This is a genomic window from Sphingobacterium sp. Lzh-3 (assembly GCF_046764375.1).
GTDB lineage: Bacteria > Bacteroidota > Bacteroidia > Sphingobacteriales > Sphingobacteriaceae > Sphingobacterium.
In genome coordinates, this window is the sequence record NZ_CP177226.1 from 3,012,909 (window position 1) to 3,037,620 (window position 24,712).

The window sequence follows — 24,712 nt, forward strand, 5'->3', positions numbered from 1 at the left end:
AAATGGGGTTCGAATGAAAACTATCGCGGGCTCCATTCTTTAACCTTTCGGTAAAATTTATCATGGAGATTATTCTTGATTTCTTGAGTAGTGAGCCTTTATTAAATGCTATTACTTCAATTCTATGTGGTAGTTTAATTGGTTTTGAACGGGAGTACAGAAACAAATCTGCTGGATTCCGAACGGTGGTTTTGATCTGTTTTGGTTCAGCTATGTTTACTATTGTTTCGTGCCTGTTTGTTGGCAACAGTACAGACCGTGTTGCTGCAAATATTGTTACCGGGATCGGTTTTATTGGCGCCGGTGTCATCTTTAAAGGAAAGCTATCGGTCAGTGGCCTTACAACGGCAGCGGTAATTTGGGCAACAGCTGGAATTGGAATGTTTGCCGGATTAGGACAGTTGATGTACGCTATTTCCTTTGCTGTATTTATGGTTGTTATCCTTGCTTTGTTTCAGCGAATTGAAATTCTTCTGGCACGTTACTATCTGGTCCGTTCCCTTCATGTTAAATTTAGTTCTAATGAGTTTTACCATTTACATGAGTTCGAACAGCTCGCAACGGAGTTTAAAATTAAAGCCACAAGGCGAGTAATTGAAAAGATTAGCGGTAAATTGGAGGTTATGTATGATATTTCAGGTAAAATGAATGATTTAGACCGGTTCAATCAGCAATTGGCAGGATCAATTGTTATAGATGAGTTCTATTATAATAAATAAAACTCATCTTTATACTGTTCGAAATTTGAGATTAGGTAGTTTCTTTGCCGCCAAAAGTTATCAGGACCATACCAGAAATAATAACAAACATGCCGAGAACTTGCTGCCAGGTCAACGGGCTTTTAAAATATAGCGACATGGCCAATTGCACGGTTAAAAATGTACCACCCGAGCATAATGCTATTACAATAGGCTGAGACACATTTTTAAACAGTTGCACAAGAAACCAGCTCGCAGATAAGAGGATAATATTTCCCACAATTAAAGTCACCCATTTATATTTTGGATGAATTCCGCCGAGTTTAAATAGGATGGAGGAGATAATCTGACATGTCCAAAATGCTGCAAAATATATGTAATTCAACATAAGTTTGTTGTTATTCGTATCTACTATAAGCATTGTTAAAAGATTGACGCATCAATGCGAACTGATCAATCACAGTTTTTAGAAATTCCTCGTCAAGCAAATCAAAAACACCATTTACACCACCAATGATATCCATTTCTGCAATTTTATAGGATTGTTCTAAATTACCCTGCTCAAACTTAATAATGAATTTCTGGTTCATTCCAAAAATTGAAATCTTGCAATCAGGATGGGGGAGTTCAGCTATTAGTCTCATGTAAATCTCTTGTTTTTAAATTTGGTATAAAAATATAAAAAAACGCCCAAATGCAATGCATCTGAGCGCTCAGGATTATGATATGATTAGAAAAAGGCTTGTTATACGATACCTTGTGCTTTCATGGCATTAGCGACTTTTATAAAACCACCAATATTGGCGCCTTTTAGATAGTTTACAAATTCACTTTCTTTACCATATTTTAAACAGGTCTCGTGGATACTCTCCATAATTGATTTTAGGCGATTGTCAACTTCCTCAGTACACCATTGTGTGCGGATAGAATTTTGAGACATTTCCAGACCACTGACAGCAACACCACCGGCATTCGCTGCTTTACCGGGCGCAAAACTGATTTTTGCATCTAGGAAAACTTTGATAGCTTCAGCAGTTGAAGGCATATTGGCACCTTCGGCGACACATATACACCCGTTTGAAATAAGTGTCTTGGCGTCGGACTCATCTAGTTCATTTTGTGTTGCGCAAGGTAATGCAATATCGCATTTGAATTGCCAAGGTTTTTGACCTGGGAAGAACTGAGCATTTGGATATTTGGATGGATATTGATCTAAACTTCTTCCTAATGTAGCACCAAAAGCCATTTTTTCTGCGTTAAATCCATCAGGATCATAAAGTGTTCCCAAACTGTTTGATACGGTAATTACTTTAGCACCAAGCTGCAATGCTTTTTCTACAGCGTAAAAAGCTACATTCCCAGCACCAGAAACTGTCGCTACTTTACCTTGTAATGATTTTCCTTGATGTTTGAAAATACAGTCAACAAAATACAATAAACCATAACCAGTAGCTTCGGGACGAATATATGAACCGCCCCATAATTCACCTTTACCTGTAAGGACTCCTGTAAAATTATTTTGAAGACGTTTAAATTGACCAAATAAAAAGCCTATTTCACGTCCACCAACTCCGATATCACCAGCAGGTACGTCGGTATCAGCACCAATATGACGGTAAAGTTCAGTCATGAAACTTTGACAAAAACGCATGATTTCATTGTCCGACTTTCCTTTGGGATCGAAATCAGACCCACCTTTACCGCCACCAATCGGCAATCCTGTCAGACTATTTTTGAATACTTGCTCAAAAGCAAGGAATTTAAGGATGCTTTGGTTAACAGAAGGAGCAAAGCGAAGCCCACCTTTATATGGGCCAATTGAACTGTTCATTTGAACACGGTATCCGCGATTTACCTGTACTTGATGGTTGTCATCCAACCAAGTTACGCGGAAAGATATAATACGCTCTGGTTCAGTAAGTCTTTCAAGAATTTTTTGGTCGAAAAATTCAGGATGGTTTTCGGTGATATAAGGAAATAAATCCTCGGTAACTTCTTTTACAGCTTGTAAGAACTCTGGTTCATTTGGATTACGTTTCTCAACGATTGAGATGAACTCGTTAAAATTTTTTGACATGTTTTAATTAGTAAAATTTCCCTTTGGCTGGCACTAATTTATATATTTTTTAATGAAAAACCAATATTTGTTAATTATTTACAAATATTAATCTGTTTTAATGAAATTTCATATTTTATGTTTGTCGTTTAAAATCGACTATTTATTGGTGAAATGTGTGTGTGGTGATGTATTATCTGTATTTTGTTCGATTTCTATTGGAAAAAAGCGAAAATGATTCTGTTTTGATAAAAATCACCAAAATATCACTTATTATTATAAAATATCTAATGTCTTTTTCTGATTATTTGTTAAATATTTCAGCTTAGCTTCAAGGTGAAAACCTATATCTTTTTTATTTATTGTTTTGTTTATAATTTATATTATGTTAAATAGTAATTTCTAACACACTCCTTTTAGATGGAGTTATTGCTTATTCTTGAAAGATCTTGATGATTACGTAGATTTTAGACGAGCAAAAATATAAAAGGAACCCAGACATTGACTGGGTTCCTTGAAAAAATATTTAGGTTGAATATTTACAATTAATCGTTGTCGTGTTAGTCGACTGCCTGAATCATCAATGCGCCGACTGTTAGATTTGTTCTTGGATCAATAACAATGGCTTGGGAATTTTCAGAATTTTCTTCTTGCAAATCAAATACAAGATTCTCAGCGGATTTAATCGCGATTCGGCCAATGTCATTTAGCTTAATAATATCATTATACACTTTTTCTTGTGTATTGATATCAAATTTGTATAGTACATCTACTATCTTTATTTTGGTTAATTTGCTATGGCTTTGTACTAGATATATTTGATCTGTGTCCAATGGTTTGCTGTCGAACCAACATAAATTCGCCTGAATGTTGCGCTCGAACTTTGGTGGATTTTCTATACTTGCGATAGTATCGCCACGACTAATATCAACGTCATCACGAAGGTGAATGATCACCGACTGGCCACTTTCAGCCCGTTGAAGCTGTTGTCCATTCAGTTCGATCGCATCAATCGTGCTATATGTTTCTGCCGGATAAACAATAACTTGGTCACCAACAGTTAACCCCTCTCCTAATACCCGACCTGCATAACCCCTATAGTCGTGTAAATCATCAGTTTGTGGTCTTACAACCCATTGAACGGGGAATCTCCAATTTGCGGCTTCACGTTCATGTATTTCAACGTGTTCCAGATAATCCAACAAGGATTCACCTGTATACCAAAGCATCCGCTCGGATTTATACACAATATTGTCACCTTTCAATGCTGAAACGGGTATGAAATCAACATCCTTAAGTTTAAGGTTGGCTGCCAATGCCAAATAGTCATTTTTGATCTGTTCGTATACTGAAGCACTGTAATCGACCATATCCATTTTATTGACGCAGACTAGTACTTGTTTCATCGCTAACAATTTAGCGATGAAGGAATGGCGTTTTGTCTGCTCAATTACCCCCTTTCTGGCATCAACCAAGATGATGATCAGATCCGAATTGGATGCACCTGTTACCATGTTTCTCGTATATTGTATATGCCCTGGAGCATCAGCTATGATATACTTTCTGCGATCTGTCTGAAAGTATTTATAAGCAACATCGATGGTTATTCCCTGCTCACGTTCGGCTTTAAGTCCATCGGTTAATATGGCCAAGTCTACCGTTCCATCATCATTTTTACGGTTTGCACGTTGTATAGCTTCCAGCTGGTCGTCCAGGATGGAATTTGTGTCATATAGTAATCGGCCGATTAGGGTACTTTTACCATCATCTACAGAGCCGGCAGTTATAAATTTCAATATATTCATTGTTGTCAATATCAGGTGTTTAATTTGAAATGTGATTTAAAAGTATCCCTGTTTTTTGCGCTCTTCCATAGCGGCTTCAGATACCTTGTCGTCCATCCGTGCTCCTCGTTCGCTTACAGTTGATGCTTTGATTTCTGCGATGATATCATCAAGTTCTGTTGCTGTTGAGTCCACTGCTGCAGTACATGTCATGTCGCCAACCGTTCTGAAGCGTACAGATTTACGTTGAATAACATCTTCTGCGTCAATATTCAAAAATGGAGCTGCTGCCATCAATTGACCATTGCGTGTAATCACATCTCGTTCGTGACTAAAATAGATGGACGGTAGTGCGATCCCCTCACGTTTGATATAGTTCCACACATCTAATTCTGTCCAGTTAGAAATTGGAAATACGCGTACATTTTCACCTTTGTTTATCTTACCATTGAAAATACTCCATAGTTCAGGTCGTTGTCTTTTAGGATCCCATTGACCAAACTCGTCCCGGACAGAGAAAATTCGTTCCTTAGCACGCGCTTTCTCCTCATCTCTACGCGCACCTCCGATACAAGCGTCAAAACCATGCTTCGAAATTGTATCCAATAATGTTACTGTTTGCAAGGCATTGCGGCTTGCATTTTTTCCTTTTTGCTCTACCACTTTCCCTTGGTCTATGCTATCCTGAACATAACCTACAATAAGCTTCTCTCCGATTTCTTCTATCAATGAATCCCTGAAAGCAATTGTTTCTGGAAAATTGTGTCCAGTGTCGATATGGACCAATGGAAATGGAAATTTACCTGGTCTGAAAGCCTTTTTCGCTAAGTGAACAAGTGTAATAGAGTCCTTTCCCCCCGAAAATAAGAGTGCAGGTTTTTCAAATTGTCCAGCTACTTCTCTTAATATATATATAGCTTCCGCTTCTAAATGATCTAAATAGTCCATTCTTTAAAATAATAAAATATGATTTAATGAATTTAGGTCTAGCAGTTATTATCCTAAGATTTAACAGCGTGCAAACCGCATTCTTTTTTACTCTGATCTTCCCACCACCATCGACCAGCACGGAAATCTTCACCTTCTTGTATAGCTCGGGTACAGGGTTGGCAGCCAATACTTGGAAAACCTTTGTCATGTAATACATTATAAGGAATATAGTGTTCCTTGCAATATTTTTTTACTTCTTCAAAAGTCCAGTCAAATAGAGGATGTATTTTGATGATTTGATTTAGCTCGTCATACTCGATAAAGTCCATATCATGTCGATTGGTGGACTGGTCGGAGCGGATGCCTGTTACCCAAATTTTCTTTCCTTTGATTGCACGTTGTAGTGGCTCGATTTTTCTTATTCTACAACATTCTTTTCGGTTTTCCACCGATTCATAGAATGAATTGGGGCCTTTTCTGCTGACAAAATCCTCCAACAAAGCTGTATCTGGACTGTAAGTTTTAATCTGCAATTGGTAGCGTTCCAATGTACGACTCCATAACGAGTAGGTTTCTTTAAACAGTCGGCCGGTATCCAGCGTGAAGAGTTGGATATCAATCTGATTTTTACCGATCCATTCCGTGATAATCTGATCCTCAATACCGAACGAGGTAGAGAAGATGACTTCATTGGGAAACAGTGAAGCTATAGTCTGCAAGAGTTCTACTCCTTTTTTATCAGTAATAATTTCTTTAAGTTCCTTAACGCTCATGACGTAATATATTTTTTGTATGCTCGTTCAACTTCTTTACTTTAAATTCGAAATCTCCTTTGAGTCGATCCCTATAGGTACTCAACAATGACAATGTCTCATCTATTTCTTCGGGTAAGAGGTCGTTTAAGAACTCTTTAACCCGTTTAGCCATTGTTGGAGACTTACCATTCGTGGAAATGGCAATTTTAAGATTTCCTTTTTTTACAATGGATCCTAGATAGAAATCGCACAAGTCTGGTTTGTCTGCTGCATTAAACAATATATGCTCTTTGGATGTTAAACTACGCAGTTGATCATTGAGCTCGATATTGTTGGTTGCTGCGATGACGAGTTGTTTGTTTGTAAGGTCATTGGGTGCAAATGGACGGATGTGGAGCTGAATCTGTGGATAATTTTGTAATAGGTCCTCAAAACCTGGAGTGATTTCCCTAGCCACAATGGTCAGGTTTAATGTCTCGTCATTAGAAACCAAAGCCTGAAATTTCTCTAACGCAACTTTCCCGCCCCCAACAAGCAAGATGTGGATCTGATTAAGTTTGACAAATATTGGAAAGAGTTGGTTCATGGCTACAATGCTAACGCTTTTTCTTTAATTTCATGAAATGAACGGTGTTTGGCGACCACCTCCCCAATTACAATAATGGCAGGTACCCCCACTCTTTTTTCCACAGATTCGTCTAGGATATTATCAATGGTGCCAAGTACGACTTTTTCATTCGGTAATGAACCGTTTTGAATGAGTGCAATAGGTAAATTATGTAAATTTCTCTCCCGATAGATTGCTACAATCTCGGCGAGTTTTCCATAGCCCATTAACACAACTACCGTTGCCTTAGACGCTGCTGCCAAATAAAGGTCCGTCGATAATGAGCCATCTGACTTTGAGCCTGTAATGACCCAGAAACTATCGCTAATCCCACGATATGTTAGTGGTAGTTGCTGCAATCCCGTCAGTCCAATAGCTGAAGAAATACCAGGAACAACAGCTGTTTCAATACCGAATTGCTGAACATAATCAATTTCTTCTCCGCCACGACCAAAAACAAACGGATCACCACCTTTTAAACGGACAACATGTCCATAATTTAGCGCATAATCCACCAAGAGACGATTTATTTCATCCTGTGAGGTAGAAAGTTGTTCCGCACGTTTTCCAACATAGATTTTAATACATGCAGTTTGAGCATAATCAAGTAATTCTTCATTTACAAGTGCATCATACAAGATGACGTCAGCATTTTCTATGGCTTTGATTCCCTTAAGGCTTATCAGATCCGGGTCGCCCGGTCCGGCTCCGACTAAAGTTACTTTTGCTTTTATTGACATTCCATTCCCTCCTATACCAATACTGGTGTTAAATTTTTACGTTGATAAACCTCAGTGATAAATTTTGTTGCATCCTGAAGATAGTCCGTTGCAAAATGTTCGCTTGGCTCATTTTTACTGATTTGTAAAACCAATTCCGGAAATGTTTGGCCAAAACTATACTCACCTGTCTCCACAAAATGAGTTTGGAATTCGTTGATGACCGTATTTTGTGTGCTTGCACTGATTCCCTTATCCAATAATAAAGCTTTTGCAGCTTGCACAAAAGCATTATAGGCGTGGTAGATCGCATCTGAAAATTTTGATTCTTTAAAGGTTTCATTTGCCCATTGCAACTTTTCTTCCGCCTCATAAATTAAGGTAGCGACTAAATCAATGACAACTCCGGCACATTCTCCTACACCGATAGCTGTCTGGAATGTTCCTTCATGCCCCCAGTCAACAAATTCATCTGCGGCAAGATTGGTTAGATCCGATAGTGGTTTAAGGAGATTGTAGAAATAATTCTTGCCTTGTCGGTCATAATAAGCATGGAAGTTTTCATCTGCCACTGCATTTTTCTTGTAATCATTTAAGACCCATTCAACGACATGCAATACTCGTTTTGTCGGTACTTTGATAATTCGCTCGGCAACCCGGCCCTCACCATTGCCAACAGTTCCACCGCCAAGCATTACCTGTGCCGCGGGAACAACCTTGCCCTCAGCCTTGACAGAACTACCATGAAAACCGATATGCGCCAGGCCATGCTGTCCACAAGAATTCATGCAGCCTGAAATCTTTATTTTTAGATCCCGATTAAAGACAAAATCTTGGTGAAATTCAGCGATATAGGATTCGATCACACGAGCCATTTCTGTACTATTTGAGATTCCGAGATTACAGGTATCTGTACCTGGGCAGGTTGTTACATCTGCTGTGCTGTCGAAACCTACTTGTGCGAGATCCAACGACTGAAGTAATTTATAAATATGAGGCAGGGATTTTTCCGTCGCATATTTTAGCAATAGGCTTTGGTTTTGTGTGATTCGGATATCATCTGCAATCAGATCTTTTACACCTGCGACGAATGTGCGAGCTTTTTCCGTACCAATATCACCGGTGGAAACGCGGACGTATACACCATAATATCCTTTCTGTTTTTGTTCGAATGTGTTGGTGTTTTTCCAAATCTGATAATTTAAATCGCTGTCCAGATCAATGAATGAAAGTTGTTTGTCATCTGGTGGCGTTGGTTGTTCGATTTTGGTTCGGTCGATCGGATAGCTTTTTACCTTCGTTGCGACTTTTTCATTTTCAATCAAACTTAGTACTTCTTCTAAACCTAGTTTCTGAATAAGGTATTTGAATCGAGCTTTATTTCGGTTATTTCTTTCACCATAACGATCAAAGACGCGGAGTGTAGCTTCTATATAAGGAATAAGTTCGTCCTCCGGTAGAAACTCGCTCGTCACCGATGCCAAGAAAGGCTGAGATCCTAGTCCTCCACCCAATAGCACTTTGAAGCCACGCATTTCAACCCCATCAACAACTTTTAGTTTTGGAATAAAGCCAAGGTCATGAATATAGGAAAACGCGGTGTCTTCATCACTTGCAGAAAATGACATTTTAAATTTTCGGCCCATTTCTGCACATACCGGATTGCGTAAAAAATATTCAAAAGTTGCCTGAGCATATGGTGAAACATCAAAAGGCTCTTTTGGATCGATACCCGAACTTGGGGAAGCGGTGACATTGCGTACGGTATTTCCACAAGCTTCGCGTAATGTAATGTCATCTTCAGCTAATTTGGACCAAAGTTCCGGTGTGCGGTCTAGGCTCACATAATGGATTTGTATATCTTGACGTGTTGTAAGGTGCAAATTGCTGCTTGCATATTCATCTGATATCGCTGCAATTTTAAGCAATTGCTTGAACGTGACCTTTCCAAATGGAAGTTTTATACGAACCATTTGAACTCCAGGTTGTCTTTGTCCATATACCCCCCTAGCTAAGCGCAACGATCTAAATTTCTCGTCGGCGATCTTGCCTTCGTGGAATAATCGAATCTTTTTTTCGAGTTCGATAATTTCCCTTTCCACGACTGGGTTTTCTAATTCTGTGCGGAAGCTTTGCATAAAACTAATAAAATCTATTGATTTAGTATTCTTTTCTCGATGTCAAATGTAAAAATATTTTTTTAATATTCTATAATATCTACCAAATTAATATATATTTGCCCTATAAAATTTAATATACAAAACCTGTAGACTATTAGGTGTAATGATGAGAAAGTGTTTCATAGTTCTGATTTTAAGCTTTGTAATTGTATTTAAACTGACTTCCTGTGCGCCTAAAGTAAAGAATGGATATAGTAAGGAACATGGTTTTGAAGGTAATATTTCACTGTCTGGAGCTTTTGCGCTTTACCCTTTGGCGGTTGTGTGGAGCGAAGATTTTAAAAAAATTCATCCAAATGTTCGGTTTAATATTTCTGCTGGTGGTGCAGGAAAAGGAATTGCTGATGTGCTTACTGGGATGGTTGATATTGGAATGGTATCGAGAGACCTGCATGAGCAGGAAATAAAAAAAGGAGCGATTCCAATTATTGTAGCCAAGGATGCTGTCATATGTACAATCAATCCTGACAATCCTAATTATTCTGCTATTTTGAAGCGTGGTTTGAGCCGTGAAGAATTACTGGATATTTTTGTGAATCGAAAGTTTAAGACCTGGCGGGAAATTGACCCACAGTTCACGGCAGATCCCATTAATGTATATGTTCGTTCTGATGCTGCAGGGGCAGCGGAAACCTGGGCCAAGTTTTTCGGACATAAACAAGAGGACTTACAAGGAATCGGAATTTTTGGAGACCCTGGAATTGCACAGGCTATTAAAGATGATATATATGGAATCGGGTTCAATAATATTAACTATGTCTACAATCTAAAAACCAATAAGGTTTTTGACCGTATTGCTGTTGTTCCTTTGGATCTGAATAAAAATAGACATGTTGAGGACAATGAGCAATTTTATGGTACGCTGTCTGAATTGACAGATGCTGTTGCGACAGGGAGATACCCTGCGCCGCCTTCTAGGGAGTTAACCTTTGTGACGCGCAATAAGACCGAATCCCTTCTTTTGAAGGAGTTTATTTCTTTTGTTCTTCAGAAACAGGCGCAATCACAGCTTCTTGAAAATGGATATGTCCCACTAAATGAAACACTGATAAAAGAAGAACTTAATAAGTTATAGCATGCTAAATACTCGTCTCGTTAAAGATATACTGGTCAAGCGATCTACTTTGCTCCTCTTGCTGATTTCACTTTCAGTTGTCGTCATCATTGCGGTTGGTTTAACCATAAAATCGATTCCCTTATTTGAATACAGCAATATTTTGCAGCTGTTAACAGGTAAGATTTGGTCACCAATGAAAGGATCTTTCGGCTTTCTACCTTTTATTGCTGGCACGCTTGCGGTAACTCTGATTTCTCTTGTTATTGCGATTCCGCTTTGTATATTAACAGCTGTTTACTTGACCGAATATGCTTCGGATGCTTTAAAGAATATGATGCTTCCTTTGGTCAATATCTTGGCCGCAATACCACCTGTGCTTTATGGAGTCTGGGGGGTGTTGTTTATTGTACCTTTGATTCAGTTGTATATAGCGCCAGTTTTTGGTGTTGTAACCTCCGGATATTCTGTGCTGGCTGGTGGTATCGTGTTAGCTGTGATGATCTTTCCCATTATGATTTCTATCATGGTTGAGGTACTTCAGACCATTCCCTATGATTTGAAGGCGGCGTCGCTGTCTTTGGGTGCAACAAAATGGGATACGATCAAACACGTTATTCTGAAAAAAGCTAGACCAGGTATTGTCGCAGCCATTGTTTTGTCGACATCTAGGGCTTTTGGTGAAACCATTGCGGTATTGATGGTCTGTGGCAATGTTGCAAAAGTACCAACTTCTATATTTGATGCCGGATACCCTATTCCTGCATTAATTGCAAATAATTTTGGGGAAATGATGTCAATACCTTTGTATGAGTCAGCTCTGATGTTCTCTGCATTACTGCTGTTTGTAATCATATTTATTTTTAATTTAATTTCTCGTCTGATATTGAGACGCTTGGAAGGAGGTCAGCATGGATAATACCAGAAGACGGTTGTTGAGCGAAAAGGTGGCAAAAGGCTTTATGCATCTTTCGGGTATAACCGTAACAGCTTCTCTGTTTTTTATTGTAGGTACAATATTGTATAAGGGACTTCCCTATCTCAATTGGGAAATGGTAAGTCAGTTGCCTAAAGGTGGATTTTATATCGGAAAAGAAGGTGGGATTTTGAATGCGATATTGGGTTCGCTCTATTTGGCTGGGGTTTCAACAGCTCTTTCAGCTTTGATAGGCATTCCGATCTCGTTATATCTAAATGTTTATCTGGGTACAAAATCTAAAGTCACGCAGTTTTCGAAATTGTTATTCGATGTGTTGTATGGCGTTCCTTCGATCGTTTATGGTGCTGTAGGCTTTGGAATCATGGTGTATTTGGGTATTCGTGCATCGTTATTAGGTGGTATTATTACCGTAACGCTGCTGACTATTCCAATTGTCGTACGCACTGTGGACGAATTGATCAAAACCATTCCTGAAGACCTAAAGAATGTCACCCTTTCACTCGGTACCACACGCTGGGAATTGGCCAAAGTAATGCTTAGAAGTATTCGTACCGGCTTACTTACAGCTATTCTACTTGCTTTTGGCCGCGCCATTGGCGATGTGGCGGGAGTCTTATTGACTACAGGTTTTAGTGACAATCTTCCTAAATATATCGATGAGCCGGCGGCGACATTGCCTTTATCTATATTTTTCCAGTTAAGTAGTCCTATTCCCGAAGTTCAAGGTCGAGCTTATGCGTCGGCTTTAGTTTTAACAATCATTATCTTAATTATTGTAGTATGCACTCATATCCTTCAATCGAAACAAAAGAATCGTCGATAATAAATCCGTTGGCAGATCCACATATTGAAATAAAGGATCTTAATGTTCATATTGACGGGCGACATATACTCAAGAATATCAACCTTGCGCTGCCAAACAATAGTGTCACATCCATTATTGGCCCGTCAGGATGCGGGAAAACAACGCTTTTAAAGACGCTTAATAGGCTGGTCGATGATACCAAAGGGGTTGAAATAACCGGTTCGGTTCTTGTTAATGGTGAAGATATCTATGGTAGGAATGCAGAAGTGACGCATATTCGAAAGAAAATGGGGCTTCTTTCCCAGAAACCTTATCCACTACCAATGTCTATTTATGACAATGTGGCCTATGGCCCCCGCATACACGGTACGCGAAGTAAGAAAGAGCTCGATAAGATTGTTGAAACGCAATTGCGTAATGTTGCTTTATGGGACGAGGTAAAGGATCGTTTAGGTCACTCCGCTAGTGGATTGTCTATTGGTCAGCAGCAAAGGCTCTGTTTAGCGAGAGGATTAGCTGTGGAACCTGAGATTATCCTTGGGGATGAATCAACATCGGCATTGGACCCATTATCGACTGCCAAAATTGAGGAGTTGTTGATTGAACTGAAGAAAGATTATACCATCGTATTGGTGACGCATATATTGCGACAAGCGCGACGGGTATCTGATTATATCTTGTTTGTTTATGGCGGAGAAATTCTTGAATTTGGACCAACGGAACAGGTTTTATTGAATCCGCAAAATGAAATCACAAAACAGTACGTAAAAGGATTTATTTCCTGAGTGTAGCAAATGTCTTGGCATGGTCGTTCTAATTAGGATTTAAATAACTTAATTATGAAAAGTAGCTATTTTATTGCCATGCTTTTGGTCCTGTCAGGTTTTTTTAGTTCCTGTAGTAAAGATTTTGCATATTCTTCTGAATTTGATAAAAGTTATGAAGCTTATCAAAAATATAAAAAGGAGAATGCTAATTCCTACCAGTATACTGTTACCAGCTCTTCCTGGACAGGAACTCACAGCGCAACCACAATAACGGTATTTAACGGTCAGGTCGAGTATAGATCATATGAAGCTAAAACACGTTCCGCAGATGGTAAAGAGCAGACTGATACTAAATGGACAGAAAACAAGGATGAATTAAACTCGCACGACGAAGGTTATGAAGCGTCGACGCTAGATCAAGTTTATGAGAAAGCAAAGAAGGATTGGCTGATAAAAAGAAAAGATTCGAAGGTCTATTTTGAAGCCAAAAACAATGGTCTGATTTCTTCTGCAGGCTATGTTTCCGATAATTGTCAGGATGATTGCTTCAATGGTATTCACATTAGCGAAATTAAATTCCCGATCAGTTTGAATAAGAATTAAATTCGATCACTTGTCCAAAACTAAAAAGTGGAATTATTTTTTAGCGGAATAATTCCACTTTTTAGTTTTTCTATAGTGCCTGATATATTCTATTCGCTACTTCAGGTGAAATAAATCGTCTATACCGAGTATTTTTTTTGAAGTAAATCCTTCGGCATATTTCACTTGTATATATCGTCCAAATTCTCGGGCTCTAGCCGCGGTTGACTCCATGAAATCCGGATTAGAAATATAAGTTTGCGGTTCGTCAGGGTTTATATTTTCTCCGGTATAAAACTGAGTTTTGTAAGCTAGTACGGATTTTTCTTTAATATGATAATAATCCGTTATATCAATAACAACATCAGGTTTGATATAAAAGTCCTGTACAAATTGCAGTACTAATCGGGGGCGGTAGGCCTCCTGGGAAATATTGTTCTGATCAAAAGTTTCCACTCTTCTTAAGCCAGCAAGAAAGCAGGCATCGCTGACCATCTGTCCAGCTCTACCATGATCTGGGTGACGATCAGTAACGGCGTTTGTAATGACAATTTCTGGTTGATATTCACGGATAGCCCTTATTACAGCCATTTTTTCTTTTTCAGCATTTTCAAAGAAACCATCTCTTAGGCCAAGATTCTCTCTTACGGCCAGCCCTAATATTTCGGCAGCATCCTTTGCTTCCTGTGCTCTGGTTTCTGCTGTGCCACGTGTGCCGAGCTCACCTTGGGTTAAATCAACAATTCCTACCTTTTTTCCTTCAGCAACATATTTTGCCATCACTCCTCCTGCGCCGAGTTCAGCGTCATCCGGATGTACAGCAATAATAAGTAGATCTAATTTTAACATATAATATTTCTCTCTTTAAATTTGCTTCCCTTTTTATGATAAACCATTTCAGTTAACCGCTGAATAGTTTTGGCTGCAAGCCTTTACTAATCCCAGGCGATTATTGATTCTAAGTCGATATTCGACTAGACCTGTGTTGGCGGGAGTGTGGCAAATGTAAGTAGTTTATGGGTTACTCTTGTAAAAGACGCTCAATATTGCGGCAAATTTTACTTGATAATGGCGAAGTAGTCGGATAATAGAAATCAATAACCTCTCCTTTTTTGTTTACCAGATATTTGTGGAAATTCCAGGAGGGTTTACTATTGATATGTCCGTTTTGATCTTTGCTCGAGAGAAAACTGTATAAGGGTGTTCTATATTCGCCTATAACATGGCTACGTTTAAATATAGGGAAACTTACCTGTTGATTGATCCGGCAGAATGTCTCTAGGGTACTACCGGTTAACGGTTCTTGGTTCCGGAAATTATTTGCAGGAAAAGCCAGGATTTCGAAACCTTGGTCTTTATATTTTTGATAGAGTTTTTCGAGCGATTTAAATTGTCTGGTAAATAGACATTGGCTGGCAGTATTGACGATGAGTAAAACTTTACCTTTAAAATCAGCGAGGGATTTTTTTTTGCCGTTAAACTGAAGGGCGTCAAAGTCGTATACTGTTTTCATCTGGTTTTGGTTTAATTGCTCACATGACAGGTTGAGGTCTCGACTTTTCGAATTCTCTAATGATATTTTCAATGGCAAAGTCTTCTTTTGGATCGTAAGTTGACTTTAGGTTGTGACCGAATATTTTAGCAACTCCCTGATAGAAAAAAGCAGAAATTCCACCTTTCATTTCCTTTACCATTTCATAACTTGTATGTCCGGTATAGCGATCGATCAATTTTATGAGTATTTTACCTTGTGAAATAGTCATATTTTTGATTTCTCGATCAAACATCTGTTTTACGTCGCTTTCGCATTTTTCAACCAATGCCTTATGTTCCTTTTTGTCCGAAGTCAGCGCGAGTTCTCTGTCAAGTTGATCATATCTTTTTTGCGCATATATAGCATAAGGAAGAACCTTTAGGACGTTTCTTCTAAAGCGAAGGTATTCTCTTCGCGCTTCTTCACTTGACCAAGTCCTTTTGGCAACAACGATAACCTCCGGTATCGGAAACCAGGGTAACACCTCTCCGTTTGCCAAGGTTGTTGTCATATAACTGTTTACGGTCTCCTGCGCACCTTCTCCGTATAAAGGAAGAGTGAGTGATTGAGACTGTGCCCATACGGACAAAGTCCCTGTGAGGAAAAGCAAACAAAATAATATTGTCTTCATTTGGGCAATTATATAACGCTTTTTAATTTGTCAATGCTATAATATTTTGGTAGATTTATTACAAAATAAGTTAGCTTGAAAATAGTATTCAAGAATACATTAACTAAATTACACAAATTTACTCAAAAAACATCATTTACCTGCAACGTTTATGAAAGATTATGTGATTGATATTGAAGCAGAAAACAAAGAGATAAGGAAACGTTACCGTGCATTGTTGCGCGCTTGTAAGCCAACTTTACAACGCGGAGACAAGCAGGAGATCCGAAAGGCATTTGATTTAGCATTGGATAGTCATAAAGAGATGCGACGCAAATCAGGAGAGCCTTATATCTATCACCCTATTGCTGTTGCCCAAATTGCTGCTGAAGAGATTGGCTTAGGAACAACATCTATTGTATGCGCTTTGCTCCATGATGTAGTTGAAGATACCAATGTTACATTGGATGAAATTGAAGAAATGTTTGGTAAGAAAGTTCGCCGAATTATCGATGGGCTTACCAAAATTTCAGGAATTTTTGATCCAAACAGTTCCATGCAGGCGGAGAATTTTAGGAAAATGTTGCTCACACTGGCTGACGATGTTCGTGTAATTCTCATTAAATTGGCAGATCGGCTGCACAATATGCGCACCATGGAATTTATGGCCAGGGATAAGCAGCTGAAGATTGCTTCAGAGACAAGTTACCTTTATGCACCATTAGCACATCGTCTTGGGCTGTATGCGATAAAATCTGAATTGGAAGATCTCTCGATGAAATTTACCGATCCGGATACCTATAAATTTATCGCTCGAAAACTGAATGAGAAAAAAGCCGAGCGCGAAAAATTTATAGGCGATTTTATTGGTCCAATCAAAGAGATATTGGAGGAACAGGGTATTAAGGCGTCCGTATTTGGGCGGCCTAAATCCATCCATTCTATTTGGAATAAGATGCGAAAAAAATCGATTCCTTTTGAGGAGGTTTATGATTTGTTTGCCATACGTATTGTAATAGATGCTGTGGATGAAAAAGAAAAGACCGAATGTTGGAAAGTCTATTCTATTGTCACAGATTTATATCGCCCTAACCCCGACCGCCTGCGGGATTGGATTTCCTCGCCGAAAGGAAATGGTTATGAGTCCTTGCATACAACGGTAATGGGTCCTAAAGGGCAATGGGTCGAAGTGCAGATTCGAACCAAACGGATGAATGAAATCGCCGAAAAAGGATTTGCGGCGCATTGGAAATATAAGGAATCAAATTCAGATTCTGGCTTGGATCAATGGATCAAAAAGGTACGCGATGTCTTAAGTAGTCCGGATCAGAATGCGATGGATTTTGTGGATGATTTTAAGATGAATCTTTTCTCCGATGAGATTTTTATATTCACCCCAAAAGGGACACTGATTCAACTACCCAACAATGCTACGGCTTTAGATTTTGCCTTTGAGATCCACTCTGATATTGGAGCGAGTTGTATTGGCGCCAAAGTAAATCACAAACTTGTTCCTTTGAGTCATATTTTGCAAAATGGGGATCAGGTAGAGATTATTACCTCAAGCAAGCAGTCACCTAAGGAAGATTGGTTGAATTTTGTAGTGACTGCAAAAGCCAAATCCAAAATCAGATCTTCTCTAAAAGAGGAAAAGAGAAGAGTTGCGGAGGATGGGAAAGAGATTTTGGAACGTAAGTTGAAATCGTTAAAAGTTACCTATAATACGGATAATATTAACAAAATTGCCAACTTTTTAAAATATCCCAGCTCGCAGGATCTTTTTTACAATGTTGCTAAGGGAATTGTTGACATTAGACAGCTGAGAGAATATGTTGCGCATGAAAAAGCAGTTGAAATTAATGTAAGTTCTTCATCTGGAAATCAATTTAACACGCATATTGGTGGATTAGTTGAAAAGATAAATAAGAAGGAATTCGATACGATCTTGATCGGTGACGATATGCAGAAAGTTGATTATACATTAGCACCCTGTTGTAACCCGATCCCTGGTGACGATGTCTTTGGCTTTCTGACCGTAAATGATGGTATAAAAATTCATCGTACAAGTTGCCCAAATGCATCCAAGCTGATGGCAAATTATGGTTATAGAATTCTAAAAGCACGGTGGGCTTCTACAAAAGATTCTGCATTTTTGACAGGTTTACATATCGTTGGCATAGATGATGTTGGATTAGTAAATAAGCTTACAACTGTTATTTCGCAAGAATTTGCTGTTAATATTCGATCCTTGTCAATTTCAAGTAACGAAGGTATTTTTGATGGTAATATTATGGTCTATGTGAATGATACTGCTCAGCTTGAAAGTTTGATGAGAAATTTAAAGCAAGTCAGAGGGATAACAGGTGTCAATCGCTATGAATCGGAAAATTAATAACCAAGTGTTGGATTGAAAATTTCGCTAAGGAGACTACTATTAAGCGCTATTTTTAATAGAGGAAATATCAATCTAAATTGGTAAATTTGTACAAGAATATTTTTACTATGAATCAAGCTGAAAATTTTGCAACTGTAAAAAAAATCTTTGAAGCCTACTTAGAAAATAAAAATCTAAGAAAAACACCAGAGCGCTATGCGATTTTGGAAGAGATTTATTCACGTACTGACCACTTTGATGTAGAGTCTTTGTATATCCATATGAAGAACAAGAAATATCGTGTCAGTCGTGCTACAGTTTATAATACCCTAGAACTTTTAGTTTCTTGTGATTTGGTTACAAAACACCAGTTTGGAAGGAACATGGCTCAATTTGAGAAGTCTTATGGGTTCAAACAACACGATCACGTGATCTGTATTGAATGTAATAAGGTTGTTGAATTCTGTGATCCACGTATCAATCAAATTCAGAGTCTCATGGGAGATCTTTTAAAATTTGACATTAAGCACCACTCACTCAATTTGTACGGTGTATGTCAAGACTGTCAACTTAAGAACAAAAAAGAAGAAACCGTCGCTCACGAAGCTATTTCAAATTAATCTTATATTTTTCTTAAATATAATAGTACATTTGTTCAGGAATGTTCAGGGGGAAAATTCCTGAACATTTTATTTTTAAATAGAGTCTATTTTTATTAATAACATTTTAATTACTATACTTTAAAAGCTATGCAAGTTGATGTGCTTTTGGGCTTACAATGGGGTGACGAGGGTAAAGGTAAAATCGTAGACGTATTTTGTCCAAAATACGATTTAATCGCTCGTTTCCAAGGCGGCCCTAACGCCGGACACACGTTGGAATTCGATAACAAAAAATTCGTACTCAACACAATTCCATCTGGTATCTTCAATGAAGGTACACTAAATCTTATTGGTAATGGCGTCGTTATCGATCCGATTATCTTAAAAAGAGAGTTAGACAACCTGAAGACAGCTGGTTTTGATCCGGTGGGTAAAGGCAATTTGGTTTTAGCGCGTAAGGCACACCTTATTCTGCCGACACACCAATTATTGGATGCTGCCTCAGAATCAAAAATGGGTGCAGGAAAAATTGGATCCACGCTGAAAGGTATCGGTCCAACTTACATGGATAAAACCGGTAGAAATGGTTTACGTGTAGGTGATACGACACTTCCCGATTTTCAAGAGCGTTACCAAAAGTTGAAAGAAAAACATCTAAGTATTCTTTCGCACTATGGTGAAATACCTGATTTCAGTGAAAAAGAGAAAGCATTTTTAGATGCGATCGAATTCATTAAATCCATCCCACATGTGGATTCAGAGCATTTGGTGAATCAATATCTGAAAGAAGGCAAACGTGTGTTAGCTGAGGGTGCTCAAGGTACGCTTTTGGATGTTGATTTTGGTTCTTATCCATTTGTTACTTCATCTAATACGACAACAGCCGGAGCTTGTACAGGTCTGGGTATTGCACCAAATAAAATCGGTAAGGTATATGGTATCTTTAAAGCATATGCTACTCGCGTAGGTGGTGGTCCCTTCCCTACTGAACTTCACGATGAAACTGGCGAAAAATTACGTCAGTTAGGTCATGAATTTGGCGCAACTACAGGTCGTGCTCGTCGTACAGGATGGATCGATATTCCAGCTTTGAAATATGCCATTATGCTGAATGGCGTGACAGATTTGATTATGATGAAGGCTGACGTTTTGGACACCTTCGACAAAATCTACGCATGTACACATTATAAATATAATGGTGAAGTGATAGATTATATGCCTTATGAAATCATCACGCATCAAGCAGAACCTATCTTAGAAGAAATTGATGGGTGGAAACAAGATTTGACCGGTATAACGTCAGAACAAGAAATACCTGAAGCATTAAAAAATTATATTGCTTATTTAGAGAAAGCTCTTGAAGTACCTATCACGATCCTATCGGTAGGTCCTGATCGTAAACAAACATTAGCTTTATCAAAATAAACTATGCGGATCGAAAGTTTTGATCTTCTCGATTCTAAAGATAAATTTCATCAAAAAGCCCTGCACTGGTCGGGGCAATTTGATGAAATTTCTTTCTTTAATAGTAATGGGATGTCCGATCAATGGGGCAAATTTGAACAGATATTGGCTGTCAAGGCATTATTTTCTTTCCGTGCAAATGAAAATGTATTTGACCAGCTTGATGCTTTTTTGAAATTACATCAATCTCAGTTTATTCCCGGATTTCTATCTTACGACCTTAAGAATGAGATAGAAGAATTACAGACAACAGGTACGGACCAGCTCGAATTTCCAGAAGCCTACTTCTTTGTCCCCGCAATTACGCTCCGATGGACGGCGGATCAAGTGCTTATAGAAGCCGAGGATCCTGTTAAAATCTATCAGGCCATTTCGGATACTCAGATTCCTGTGATAACCCCAATTTCTGTACAGGTAAAGTCGCGTTGGACAAAGAGTGAATATGCCAAAGCTTTTGAAAATGTACAGGCACATATTCACCGTGGAGACATCTATGAAGTGAACCTTTGTCAGGAGTTTTTTGCTGAAAACGCTGATATCTCCCCTGTCGAAGTTTATCATCGATTAAATGCCATATCCCCCACTCCTTTTAGTTCATTTTTCAAGGTAGAACATCATTTTATCATGAGTGCTTCTCCAGAGCGATTTTTAGCGAAAAGGCATGGAAAGTTGATTTCTCAGCCGATTAAGGGAACGGCCAAAAGGGGGACAAATCCAACGGAGGATCAACAGATTATAGCTGATATGTTGAGGTCAAAAAAAGAGATCGCCGAAAATGTGATGATCGTTGATTTGGTTCGTAATGATTTGACACGAAGTGCACTTCCCGGAACGGTTGAGGCTACTCGCCTTTTTGAGATTCAATCCTTCGAACAAGTGCATCAAATGATTTCAACTATTACCTGCATGCAAAACCCAAAAGTCGCCAATGTGGATGTATTTAGAAATACCTTTCCTGCAGGTTCGATGACAGGTGCTCCCAAAATTGCAGCTATGCAAATTTGCGATCAGCTTGAAGCTCGAAAGAGAGGTATCTATGCAGGATCTATCGGTTACTTTGACACCATACACGATGAATTCGATTTTAACGTCGTTATCCGTTCATTGCTTTACAATAAGCAAAAAAGATACCTTTCCTTTCATACAGGTGGAGCAGTTACCAATCAGGCGTCCGCCGATCAGGAGTATCAAGAATGCCTTTTGAAGGCATCCGCGATCCTTGAAGCCTTAAATGCCACTCTAGCACAATAAAACTATACTAATTTTGTAGAGAATATTTTTTGCTTCAAGTATTTTTTCGACCTTTGTCTCGTTGAAAGCACAGATTCCCTATATCGATCTACATACGCACCGGAATTATCCGGTCGATGCGCACGCAATCCTTTCTATTAAGAATGTTGCGTTGAATCATTCGGAGACAATCACAGAAGCGGATTGTTCAGTAGGTTTGCACCCGTGGTATATCAATGAGAATACTGAACATGATTTGGGACTCATGGTGGATGCATTAGCGCTGAGTCAGGTTTTAGCTATAGGTGAATGTGGTATGGACAAAAATATAGCCACTCCCATTGCCGATCAAGAGCCTGTATTTGATCAACAGATTCGCCTGGCTCAAAGATACCAGAAACCTCTAATTATTCATTGTGTGCGTGCTTTTCAGGAGATTGTCGGTTGTTTGAAAAAAGCAAATTTTAGCGGAGCAGTTGTTTTTCATGGATATCGTAAGAACTGGACCTTGGCTCAACAGTTAATAGATCGAGGTTATTATCTTTCCATAGGAAAACATTGTTTAAACGGAAGTCAAGACGAACTTTTACAACATATATCACTCGAGTATTTATTTCTAGAGACAGATACAGATGCGACTGCAGACATCGCTACGCTATATCGCTACGTGGCCCAGCTCAGATCGATCGAACTGGAAGAGTTGAAACAGACTTTATACCAAAATTATAAGAATGTATTTCGTAAATGAGCCTGCCATAATTTGGTTATTTACGTTGAATGGCAGATATGAAGGTTTCAGGATAATATAAAAACAAAATTGAATAAATGAAAGATTTAAGTTGGCTGTCACGTACCGAAGCATTGATCGGTAGAGCGGCGGTTGAAAAATTAGCAAATTCGCATGTAATGATTTTGGGATTAGGTGGTGTCGGTTCATTTGCGGCGGAATTTATATGCCGAGCAGGTGTTGGAAAAATGACAATTATCGATGGAGACACTGTAGATCCGTCCAACCGCAATAGACAACTTCCTGCCCTGGCAACCAATCATGGTGAAGCAAAAGCTGAGATCATGCGAGAGAGATTAATGGCGATTAATCCCGAGTTGGATTTAACAGTCATACAAGATTTTATCATTCCGGAGAAAATACCAGCATTGCTAGATTTAGCGCCAGATTATTGTGTCGAAGCTATTGATAGTATTACACCGAAACTATTTTTTATTCGGAGAGCATTAGAAGCCAAAATACCATTTGTCAGCTCAATGGGCGCCGGTGGCAAAGTGGATCCTACGAAAATAAAAATTGCTGATATCGGTAAATCTTATAATTGTAAGTTGGCCCAGCATATCCGTAAGAAATTGCGTAAACATGGTATACGTGATGGAGTAAAAGTGGCATTTTCAACTGAACTTCCAAACAAGGATTCATTATTGTATACTGACGGGAGTAACTTTAAAAAGTCTGCTTATGGTACCATGTCCTATCTACCAGCAGCCTTTGGTGGGGCAATAGCTTCTGTTGCTATACGAGATCTAATAGAAAATGCTTAACTTAGGTATTAAATAAACATATGAACAAATGAAAGAAGCTACCCGTCAATCGATGGATAGCTTCTTTTCTTTGTTTAGCGACTGGTGACACCTTTCATATCAATGCCTTTGGGCTTGATATGCTCTAATCTTTTCTTTAGTGTATCGATTTTTGATTTTTCAAGATTACCTGTCGCAATTATAATTCCTTCCTTCACCTGCGCCGTAATGGTTGGAAAATCTTCCAGAACAAGATTGACATCTCTTGTTAAGGTAGAATCTATCGCGCCGCCCATAATTTCATGATATTTTTCACGGGCATCTTCTGGTTCGGGAAGATTTACAATGATATTGTTGTGAATGGATTTGATACCCTCTCCCCCCGCTAATTTTGTTCTGTTTTCTATATCCTGCTTGAGCGAATCCGAACCTATCTGTCCATCCAACGTTACATTCCCTTCCTCGACATCCACTTCGATGCCTGCAGTAGTTTGCAACGCTGCCTCGATTTTTGATCTTAGTTTTTCGTCCGATTCGGGCGATCTACAAGAGTGAATAAACAGTAAAGCACCAAGTAAGAAGATTAAAAGTAAATTATTCAATTTCATGTCATTCTTCGTTTCTGTACTTAATAAGAACAGATACATTGGCATATTGTTTATTTTTTCGGTATTTTCATCACCTAGTAGATTGCAATAACTTTCTGATTAACATTGTTAAAAATAAAACTATCACCATTTTTTCTCCCAATGAGTAATTGCCCTATTGGAGATGCGGGCGAAATGACGAAAATATTATTGGCCCCTATTTTTACAACTCCGATACTTGTCGCAACTAAATATAGACCTACATTAGTTTGAACAAGCGTTCCTAATCTAGCGACATCTGTTACATCCTGTATTACAGATTCAATATTGATCAATTGTTGTAGATCTTTATTCGCCTCCAGGAGTTGCTTCTGATAGCGATTGATATCTTGTTGAATCATTTCACGTGAAGTTTCATACTTGTCTCCAGCACTACTTTTAGTATCATCATTACTTGAATCTCTTGCTGTTTCCAAAGCAGATTCTATCATTGTGATACGTTCTTGTGTACGTTGTAGTCCTATGTTGAGTACCTCTCTTTTTATGTCGAAAAAATTATTTGTCATTCCGAAAAATAAGGAATAAGTTTTATTCATTAAAAAATAAAAACAATACGCTTAGTCTCAATAGAATATAACAAATCCGATGGTAAATAACACGAATAAGGTTGCAATAAATTAAAAAATTGCTACATTTGTGCACTGAAACACGGAAAGGTGTCAGAGTGGTCGAATGAGCAGTCCTGGAAAGACTGTATACGGGATGACTGTATCGAGGGTTCGAATCCCTCCCTTTCCGCCAAATGATACAGTTGCCACGAATAATCGCTATTCGTGGCATTTTTGTTTTTAGCACTATGCGTATTATCAGCCATAAACAAATTAGGTCCTTTGGAATACAAAAA

General features: G+C 38.6%; 26 protein-coding genes and 1 tRNA gene. 13 read left to right on the plus strand and 14 right to left on the minus strand.

Features of this window, described 5'->3' with window-relative positions; translation table 11 throughout:
• Positions 1-62 precede the first annotated feature (62 nt).
• Entirely contained in the window at positions 63-719 is a 657-nt protein-coding gene (locus tag ACLCDV_RS12510) for an MgtC/SapB family protein (RefSeq protein ID WP_317666814.1), read from the plus strand.
• 31 nt (positions 720-750) lie between these two features.
• Here ACLCDV_RS12510 and ACLCDV_RS12515 read toward each other — a convergent pair whose 3' ends face one another.
• From ACLCDV_RS12515 to ACLCDV_RS12555, 9 genes are all read right to left on the minus strand, one after another.
• Positions 751-1,086 (minus strand): hypothetical protein, encoded by a 336-nt coding sequence (locus ACLCDV_RS12515; RefSeq protein WP_317666813.1) that lies wholly within the window; start codon positions 1,084-1,086, stop codon positions 751-753.
• A 10-nt stretch (positions 1,087-1,096) separates the two neighbouring features.
• The gene (locus ACLCDV_RS12520; RefSeq protein ID WP_307186420.1) at positions 1,097-1,342 is read right to left on the minus strand and encodes a hypothetical protein; all 246 of its coding nucleotides are present in this window, start codon (positions 1,340-1,342) and stop codon (positions 1,097-1,099) included.
• A gap of 101 nt (positions 1,343-1,443) precedes the next feature.
• Positions 1,444-2,775, minus strand: a complete 1,332-nt coding sequence (gene gdhA / locus ACLCDV_RS12525; protein ID WP_411973866.1) for an NADP-specific glutamate dehydrogenase — start codon at positions 2,773-2,775, stop codon at positions 1,444-1,446.
• Between the two features lie 539 nt (positions 2,776-3,314).
• Positions 3,315-4,559: a sulfate adenylyltransferase subunit 1 gene (locus tag ACLCDV_RS12530; protein WP_317666811.1), complete on the minus strand. Its 1,245-nt coding sequence runs from the start codon at positions 4,557-4,559 to the stop codon at positions 3,315-3,317.
• A gap of 36 nt (positions 4,560-4,595) precedes the next feature.
• Complete coding sequence (gene cysD / locus ACLCDV_RS12535; RefSeq protein ID WP_317666810.1) at positions 4,596-5,486, minus strand: sulfate adenylyltransferase subunit CysD; 891 nt, start codon at positions 5,484-5,486, stop codon at positions 4,596-4,598.
• Positions 5,487-5,539: 53 nt separating this feature from the next.
• A complete protein-coding gene (locus tag ACLCDV_RS12540) occupies positions 5,540-6,241 on the minus strand; it encodes a phosphoadenylyl-sulfate reductase (RefSeq protein WP_411973867.1) in 702 nt (233 codons plus the stop codon).
• The gene (locus ACLCDV_RS12545; RefSeq protein WP_317666808.1) at positions 6,231-6,809 is read right to left on the minus strand and encodes a bifunctional precorrin-2 dehydrogenase/sirohydrochlorin ferrochelatase; all 579 of its coding nucleotides are present in this window, start codon (positions 6,807-6,809) and stop codon (positions 6,231-6,233) included. Before ACLCDV_RS12545 ends, ACLCDV_RS12540 begins: the two co-directional genes overlap by 11 nt.
• A 2-nt stretch (positions 6,810-6,811) precedes the next feature.
• Positions 6,812-7,570 carry a uroporphyrinogen-III C-methyltransferase gene (gene cobA, locus ACLCDV_RS12550; protein WP_317666807.1) on the minus strand — a complete coding sequence of 253 codons (759 nt, stop codon included), beginning with the start codon at positions 7,568-7,570 and terminating at the stop codon, positions 6,812-6,814.
• 11 nt (positions 7,571-7,581) lie between these two features.
• Positions 7,582-9,687 (minus strand): HEPN domain-containing protein, encoded by a 2,106-nt coding sequence (locus ACLCDV_RS12555; RefSeq protein ID WP_411973868.1) that lies wholly within the window; start codon positions 9,685-9,687, stop codon positions 7,582-7,584.
• 145 nt (positions 9,688-9,832) lie between these two features.
• Here ACLCDV_RS12555 and ACLCDV_RS12560 point away from each other — a divergent pair, with 145 nt between their 5' ends.
• The 5 genes from ACLCDV_RS12560 to ACLCDV_RS12580 are packed head-to-tail and all read left to right on the plus strand — an operon-like array spanning position 9,833 to position 13,898.
• On the plus strand, positions 9,833-10,804 hold the full coding sequence (locus tag ACLCDV_RS12560; protein ID WP_411973869.1) for a PstS family phosphate ABC transporter substrate-binding protein: 972 nt from the start codon (positions 9,833-9,835) through the stop codon (positions 10,802-10,804).
• Position 10,805: 1 nt separating this feature from the next.
• Positions 10,806-11,702, plus strand: a complete 897-nt coding sequence (pstC, locus tag ACLCDV_RS12565; protein ID WP_317666804.1) for a phosphate ABC transporter permease subunit PstC — start codon at positions 10,806-10,808, stop codon at positions 11,700-11,702.
• A complete protein-coding gene (locus ACLCDV_RS12570; RefSeq protein WP_317666803.1) occupies positions 11,695-12,546 on the plus strand; it encodes a PstA family ABC transporter permease in 852 nt (283 codons plus the stop codon). The genes pstC and ACLCDV_RS12570 overlap by 8 nt, the downstream gene beginning before the upstream one ends.
• Positions 12,504-13,313, plus strand: a complete 810-nt coding sequence (locus tag ACLCDV_RS12575) for a phosphate ABC transporter ATP-binding protein (protein ID WP_317666802.1) — start codon at positions 12,504-12,506, stop codon at positions 13,311-13,313. Before ACLCDV_RS12570 ends, ACLCDV_RS12575 begins: the two co-directional genes overlap by 43 nt.
• 54 nt (positions 13,314-13,367) lie before the next feature.
• On the plus strand, positions 13,368-13,898 hold the full coding sequence (locus ACLCDV_RS12580; protein WP_317666801.1) for a hypothetical protein: 531 nt from the start codon (positions 13,368-13,370) through the stop codon (positions 13,896-13,898).
• Positions 13,899-13,994: 96 nt separating this feature from the next.
• On the opposite strand, the gene bshB1 is transcribed toward ACLCDV_RS12580, so the two are convergent.
• From bshB1 to ACLCDV_RS12595, 3 genes are all read right to left on the minus strand, one after another.
• Positions 13,995-14,726 carry a bacillithiol biosynthesis deacetylase BshB1 gene (bshB1, locus tag ACLCDV_RS12585; protein WP_317666800.1) on the minus strand — a complete coding sequence of 244 codons (732 nt, stop codon included), beginning with the start codon at positions 14,724-14,726 and terminating at the stop codon, positions 13,995-13,997.
• 172 nt (positions 14,727-14,898) lie between these two features.
• Positions 14,899-15,390, minus strand: a complete 492-nt coding sequence (locus ACLCDV_RS12590; RefSeq protein ID WP_317666799.1) for a glutathione peroxidase — start codon at positions 15,388-15,390, stop codon at positions 14,899-14,901.
• A 19-nt stretch (positions 15,391-15,409) separates the two neighbouring features.
• Positions 15,410-16,042 (minus strand): DUF4294 domain-containing protein, encoded by a 633-nt coding sequence (locus ACLCDV_RS12595; protein WP_411973870.1) that lies wholly within the window; start codon positions 16,040-16,042, stop codon positions 15,410-15,412.
• Between the two features lie 151 nt (positions 16,043-16,193).
• Here ACLCDV_RS12595 and ACLCDV_RS12600 point away from each other — a divergent pair, with 151 nt between their 5' ends.
• The 6 genes from ACLCDV_RS12600 (at position 16,194) to ACLCDV_RS12625 (ending at position 23,242) form a co-directional block, all read left to right on the plus strand.
• On the plus strand, positions 16,194-18,413 hold the full coding sequence (locus ACLCDV_RS12600; RefSeq protein ID WP_070564136.1) for a RelA/SpoT family protein: 2,220 nt from the start codon (positions 16,194-16,196) through the stop codon (positions 18,411-18,413).
• Positions 18,414-18,523: 110 nt separating this feature from the next.
• Entirely contained in the window at positions 18,524-19,015 is a 492-nt protein-coding gene (locus ACLCDV_RS12605; RefSeq protein WP_046673375.1) for a Fur family transcriptional regulator, read from the plus strand.
• A gap of 129 nt (positions 19,016-19,144) precedes the next feature.
• Entirely contained in the window at positions 19,145-20,422 is a 1,278-nt protein-coding gene (locus ACLCDV_RS12610; protein ID WP_317666797.1) for an adenylosuccinate synthase, read from the plus strand.
• A 3-nt stretch (positions 20,423-20,425) separates the two neighbouring features.
• Positions 20,426-21,712 carry an anthranilate synthase component I family protein gene (locus ACLCDV_RS12615; RefSeq protein ID WP_411973871.1) on the plus strand — a complete coding sequence of 429 codons (1,287 nt, stop codon included), beginning with the start codon at positions 20,426-20,428 and terminating at the stop codon, positions 21,710-21,712.
• Between the two features lie 61 nt (positions 21,713-21,773).
• Positions 21,774-22,439, plus strand: coding sequence for a TatD family hydrolase (locus ACLCDV_RS12620; protein WP_411973872.1), 666 nt, complete (start codon positions 21,774-21,776; stop codon positions 22,437-22,439).
• Positions 22,440-22,516: 77 nt separating this feature from the next.
• Complete coding sequence (locus tag ACLCDV_RS12625) at positions 22,517-23,242, plus strand: tRNA threonylcarbamoyladenosine dehydratase (RefSeq protein ID WP_333575099.1); 726 nt, start codon at positions 22,517-22,519, stop codon at positions 23,240-23,242.
• Between the two features lie 74 nt (positions 23,243-23,316).
• Here the strand turns inward: ACLCDV_RS12625 and ACLCDV_RS12630 are convergent, their stop codons facing one another.
• Positions 23,317-23,868 carry a BON domain-containing protein gene (locus ACLCDV_RS12630; protein ID WP_411973873.1) on the minus strand — a complete coding sequence of 184 codons (552 nt, stop codon included), beginning with the start codon at positions 23,866-23,868 and terminating at the stop codon, positions 23,317-23,319.
• A 35-nt stretch (positions 23,869-23,903) separates the two neighbouring features.
• Positions 23,904-24,299, minus strand: coding sequence for a hypothetical protein (locus ACLCDV_RS12635; RefSeq protein WP_333624305.1), 396 nt, complete (start codon positions 24,297-24,299; stop codon positions 23,904-23,906).
• Between the two features lie 219 nt (positions 24,300-24,518).
• Between ACLCDV_RS12635 and ACLCDV_RS12640 the strand changes: the two genes are divergently transcribed.
• A tRNA-Ser gene (locus ACLCDV_RS12640) sits at positions 24,519-24,609 on the plus strand.
• Positions 24,610-24,712 lie beyond the last annotated feature (103 nt).

What these genes read in the sequence shown, in the direction of transcription:
- ACLCDV_RS12510 (WP_317666814.1), top strand. Translation starts at nt 63, where the DNA reads ATGGAGATTATTCTTGATTTCTTGAGTAGTGAGCCTTTATTAAATGCT.
- ACLCDV_RS12515 (WP_317666813.1), bottom strand. Translation starts at nt 1,086, where the DNA reads ATGTTGAATTACATATATTTTGCAGCATTTTGGACATGTCAGATTATC.
- ACLCDV_RS12520 (WP_307186420.1), bottom strand. Translation starts at nt 1,342, where the DNA reads ATGAGACTAATAGCTGAACTCCCCCATCCTGATTGCAAGATTTCAATT.
- gdhA (WP_411973866.1), bottom strand. Translation starts at nt 2,775, where the DNA reads ATGTCAAAAAATTTTAACGAGTTCATCTCAATCGTTGAGAAACGTAAT.
- ACLCDV_RS12530 (WP_317666811.1), bottom strand. Translation starts at nt 4,559, where the DNA reads ATGAATATATTGAAATTTATAACTGCCGGCTCTGTAGATGATGGTAAA.
- cysD (WP_317666810.1), bottom strand. Translation starts at nt 5,486, where the DNA reads ATGGACTATTTAGATCATTTAGAAGCGGAAGCTATATATATATTAAGA.
- ACLCDV_RS12540 (WP_411973867.1), bottom strand. Translation starts at nt 6,241, where the DNA reads ATGAGCGTTAAGGAACTTAAAGAAATTATTACTGATAAAAAAGGAGTA.
- ACLCDV_RS12545 (WP_317666808.1), bottom strand. Translation starts at nt 6,809, where the DNA reads ATGAACCAACTCTTTCCAATATTTGTCAAACTTAATCAGATCCACATC.
- cobA (WP_317666807.1), bottom strand. Translation starts at nt 7,570, where the DNA reads ATGTCAATAAAAGCAAAAGTAACTTTAGTCGGAGCCGGACCGGGCGAC.
- ACLCDV_RS12555 (WP_411973868.1), bottom strand. Translation starts at nt 9,687, where the DNA reads ATGCAAAGCTTCCGCACAGAATTAGAAAACCCAGTCGTGGAAAGGGAA.
- ACLCDV_RS12560 (WP_411973869.1), top strand. Translation starts at nt 9,833, where the DNA reads ATGATGAGAAAGTGTTTCATAGTTCTGATTTTAAGCTTTGTAATTGTA.
- pstC (WP_317666804.1), top strand. Translation starts at nt 10,806, where the DNA reads ATGCTAAATACTCGTCTCGTTAAAGATATACTGGTCAAGCGATCTACT.
- ACLCDV_RS12570 (WP_317666803.1), top strand. Translation starts at nt 11,695, where the DNA reads ATGGATAATACCAGAAGACGGTTGTTGAGCGAAAAGGTGGCAAAAGGC.
- ACLCDV_RS12575 (WP_317666802.1), top strand. Translation starts at nt 12,504, where the DNA reads ATGCACTCATATCCTTCAATCGAAACAAAAGAATCGTCGATAATAAAT.
- ACLCDV_RS12580 (WP_317666801.1), top strand. Translation starts at nt 13,368, where the DNA reads ATGAAAAGTAGCTATTTTATTGCCATGCTTTTGGTCCTGTCAGGTTTT.
- bshB1 (WP_317666800.1), bottom strand. Translation starts at nt 14,726, where the DNA reads ATGTTAAAATTAGATCTACTTATTATTGCTGTACATCCGGATGACGCT.
- ACLCDV_RS12590 (WP_317666799.1), bottom strand. Translation starts at nt 15,390, where the DNA reads ATGAAAACAGTATACGACTTTGACGCCCTTCAGTTTAACGGCAAAAAA.
- ACLCDV_RS12595 (WP_411973870.1), bottom strand. Translation starts at nt 16,042, where the DNA reads ATGAAGACAATATTATTTTGTTTGCTTTTCCTCACAGGGACTTTGTCC.
- ACLCDV_RS12600 (WP_070564136.1), top strand. Translation starts at nt 16,194, where the DNA reads ATGAAAGATTATGTGATTGATATTGAAGCAGAAAACAAAGAGATAAGG.
- ACLCDV_RS12605 (WP_046673375.1), top strand. Translation starts at nt 18,524, where the DNA reads ATGAATCAAGCTGAAAATTTTGCAACTGTAAAAAAAATCTTTGAAGCC.
- ACLCDV_RS12610 (WP_317666797.1), top strand. Translation starts at nt 19,145, where the DNA reads ATGCAAGTTGATGTGCTTTTGGGCTTACAATGGGGTGACGAGGGTAAA.
- ACLCDV_RS12615 (WP_411973871.1), top strand. Translation starts at nt 20,426, where the DNA reads ATGCGGATCGAAAGTTTTGATCTTCTCGATTCTAAAGATAAATTTCAT.
- ACLCDV_RS12625 (WP_333575099.1), top strand. Translation starts at nt 22,517, where the DNA reads ATGAAAGATTTAAGTTGGCTGTCACGTACCGAAGCATTGATCGGTAGA.
- ACLCDV_RS12630 (WP_411973873.1), bottom strand. Translation starts at nt 23,868, where the DNA reads ATGTATCTGTTCTTATTAAGTACAGAAACGAAGAATGACATGAAATTG.
- ACLCDV_RS12635 (WP_333624305.1), bottom strand. Translation starts at nt 24,299, where the DNA reads ATGATAGAATCTGCTTTGGAAACAGCAAGAGATTCAAGTAATGATGAT.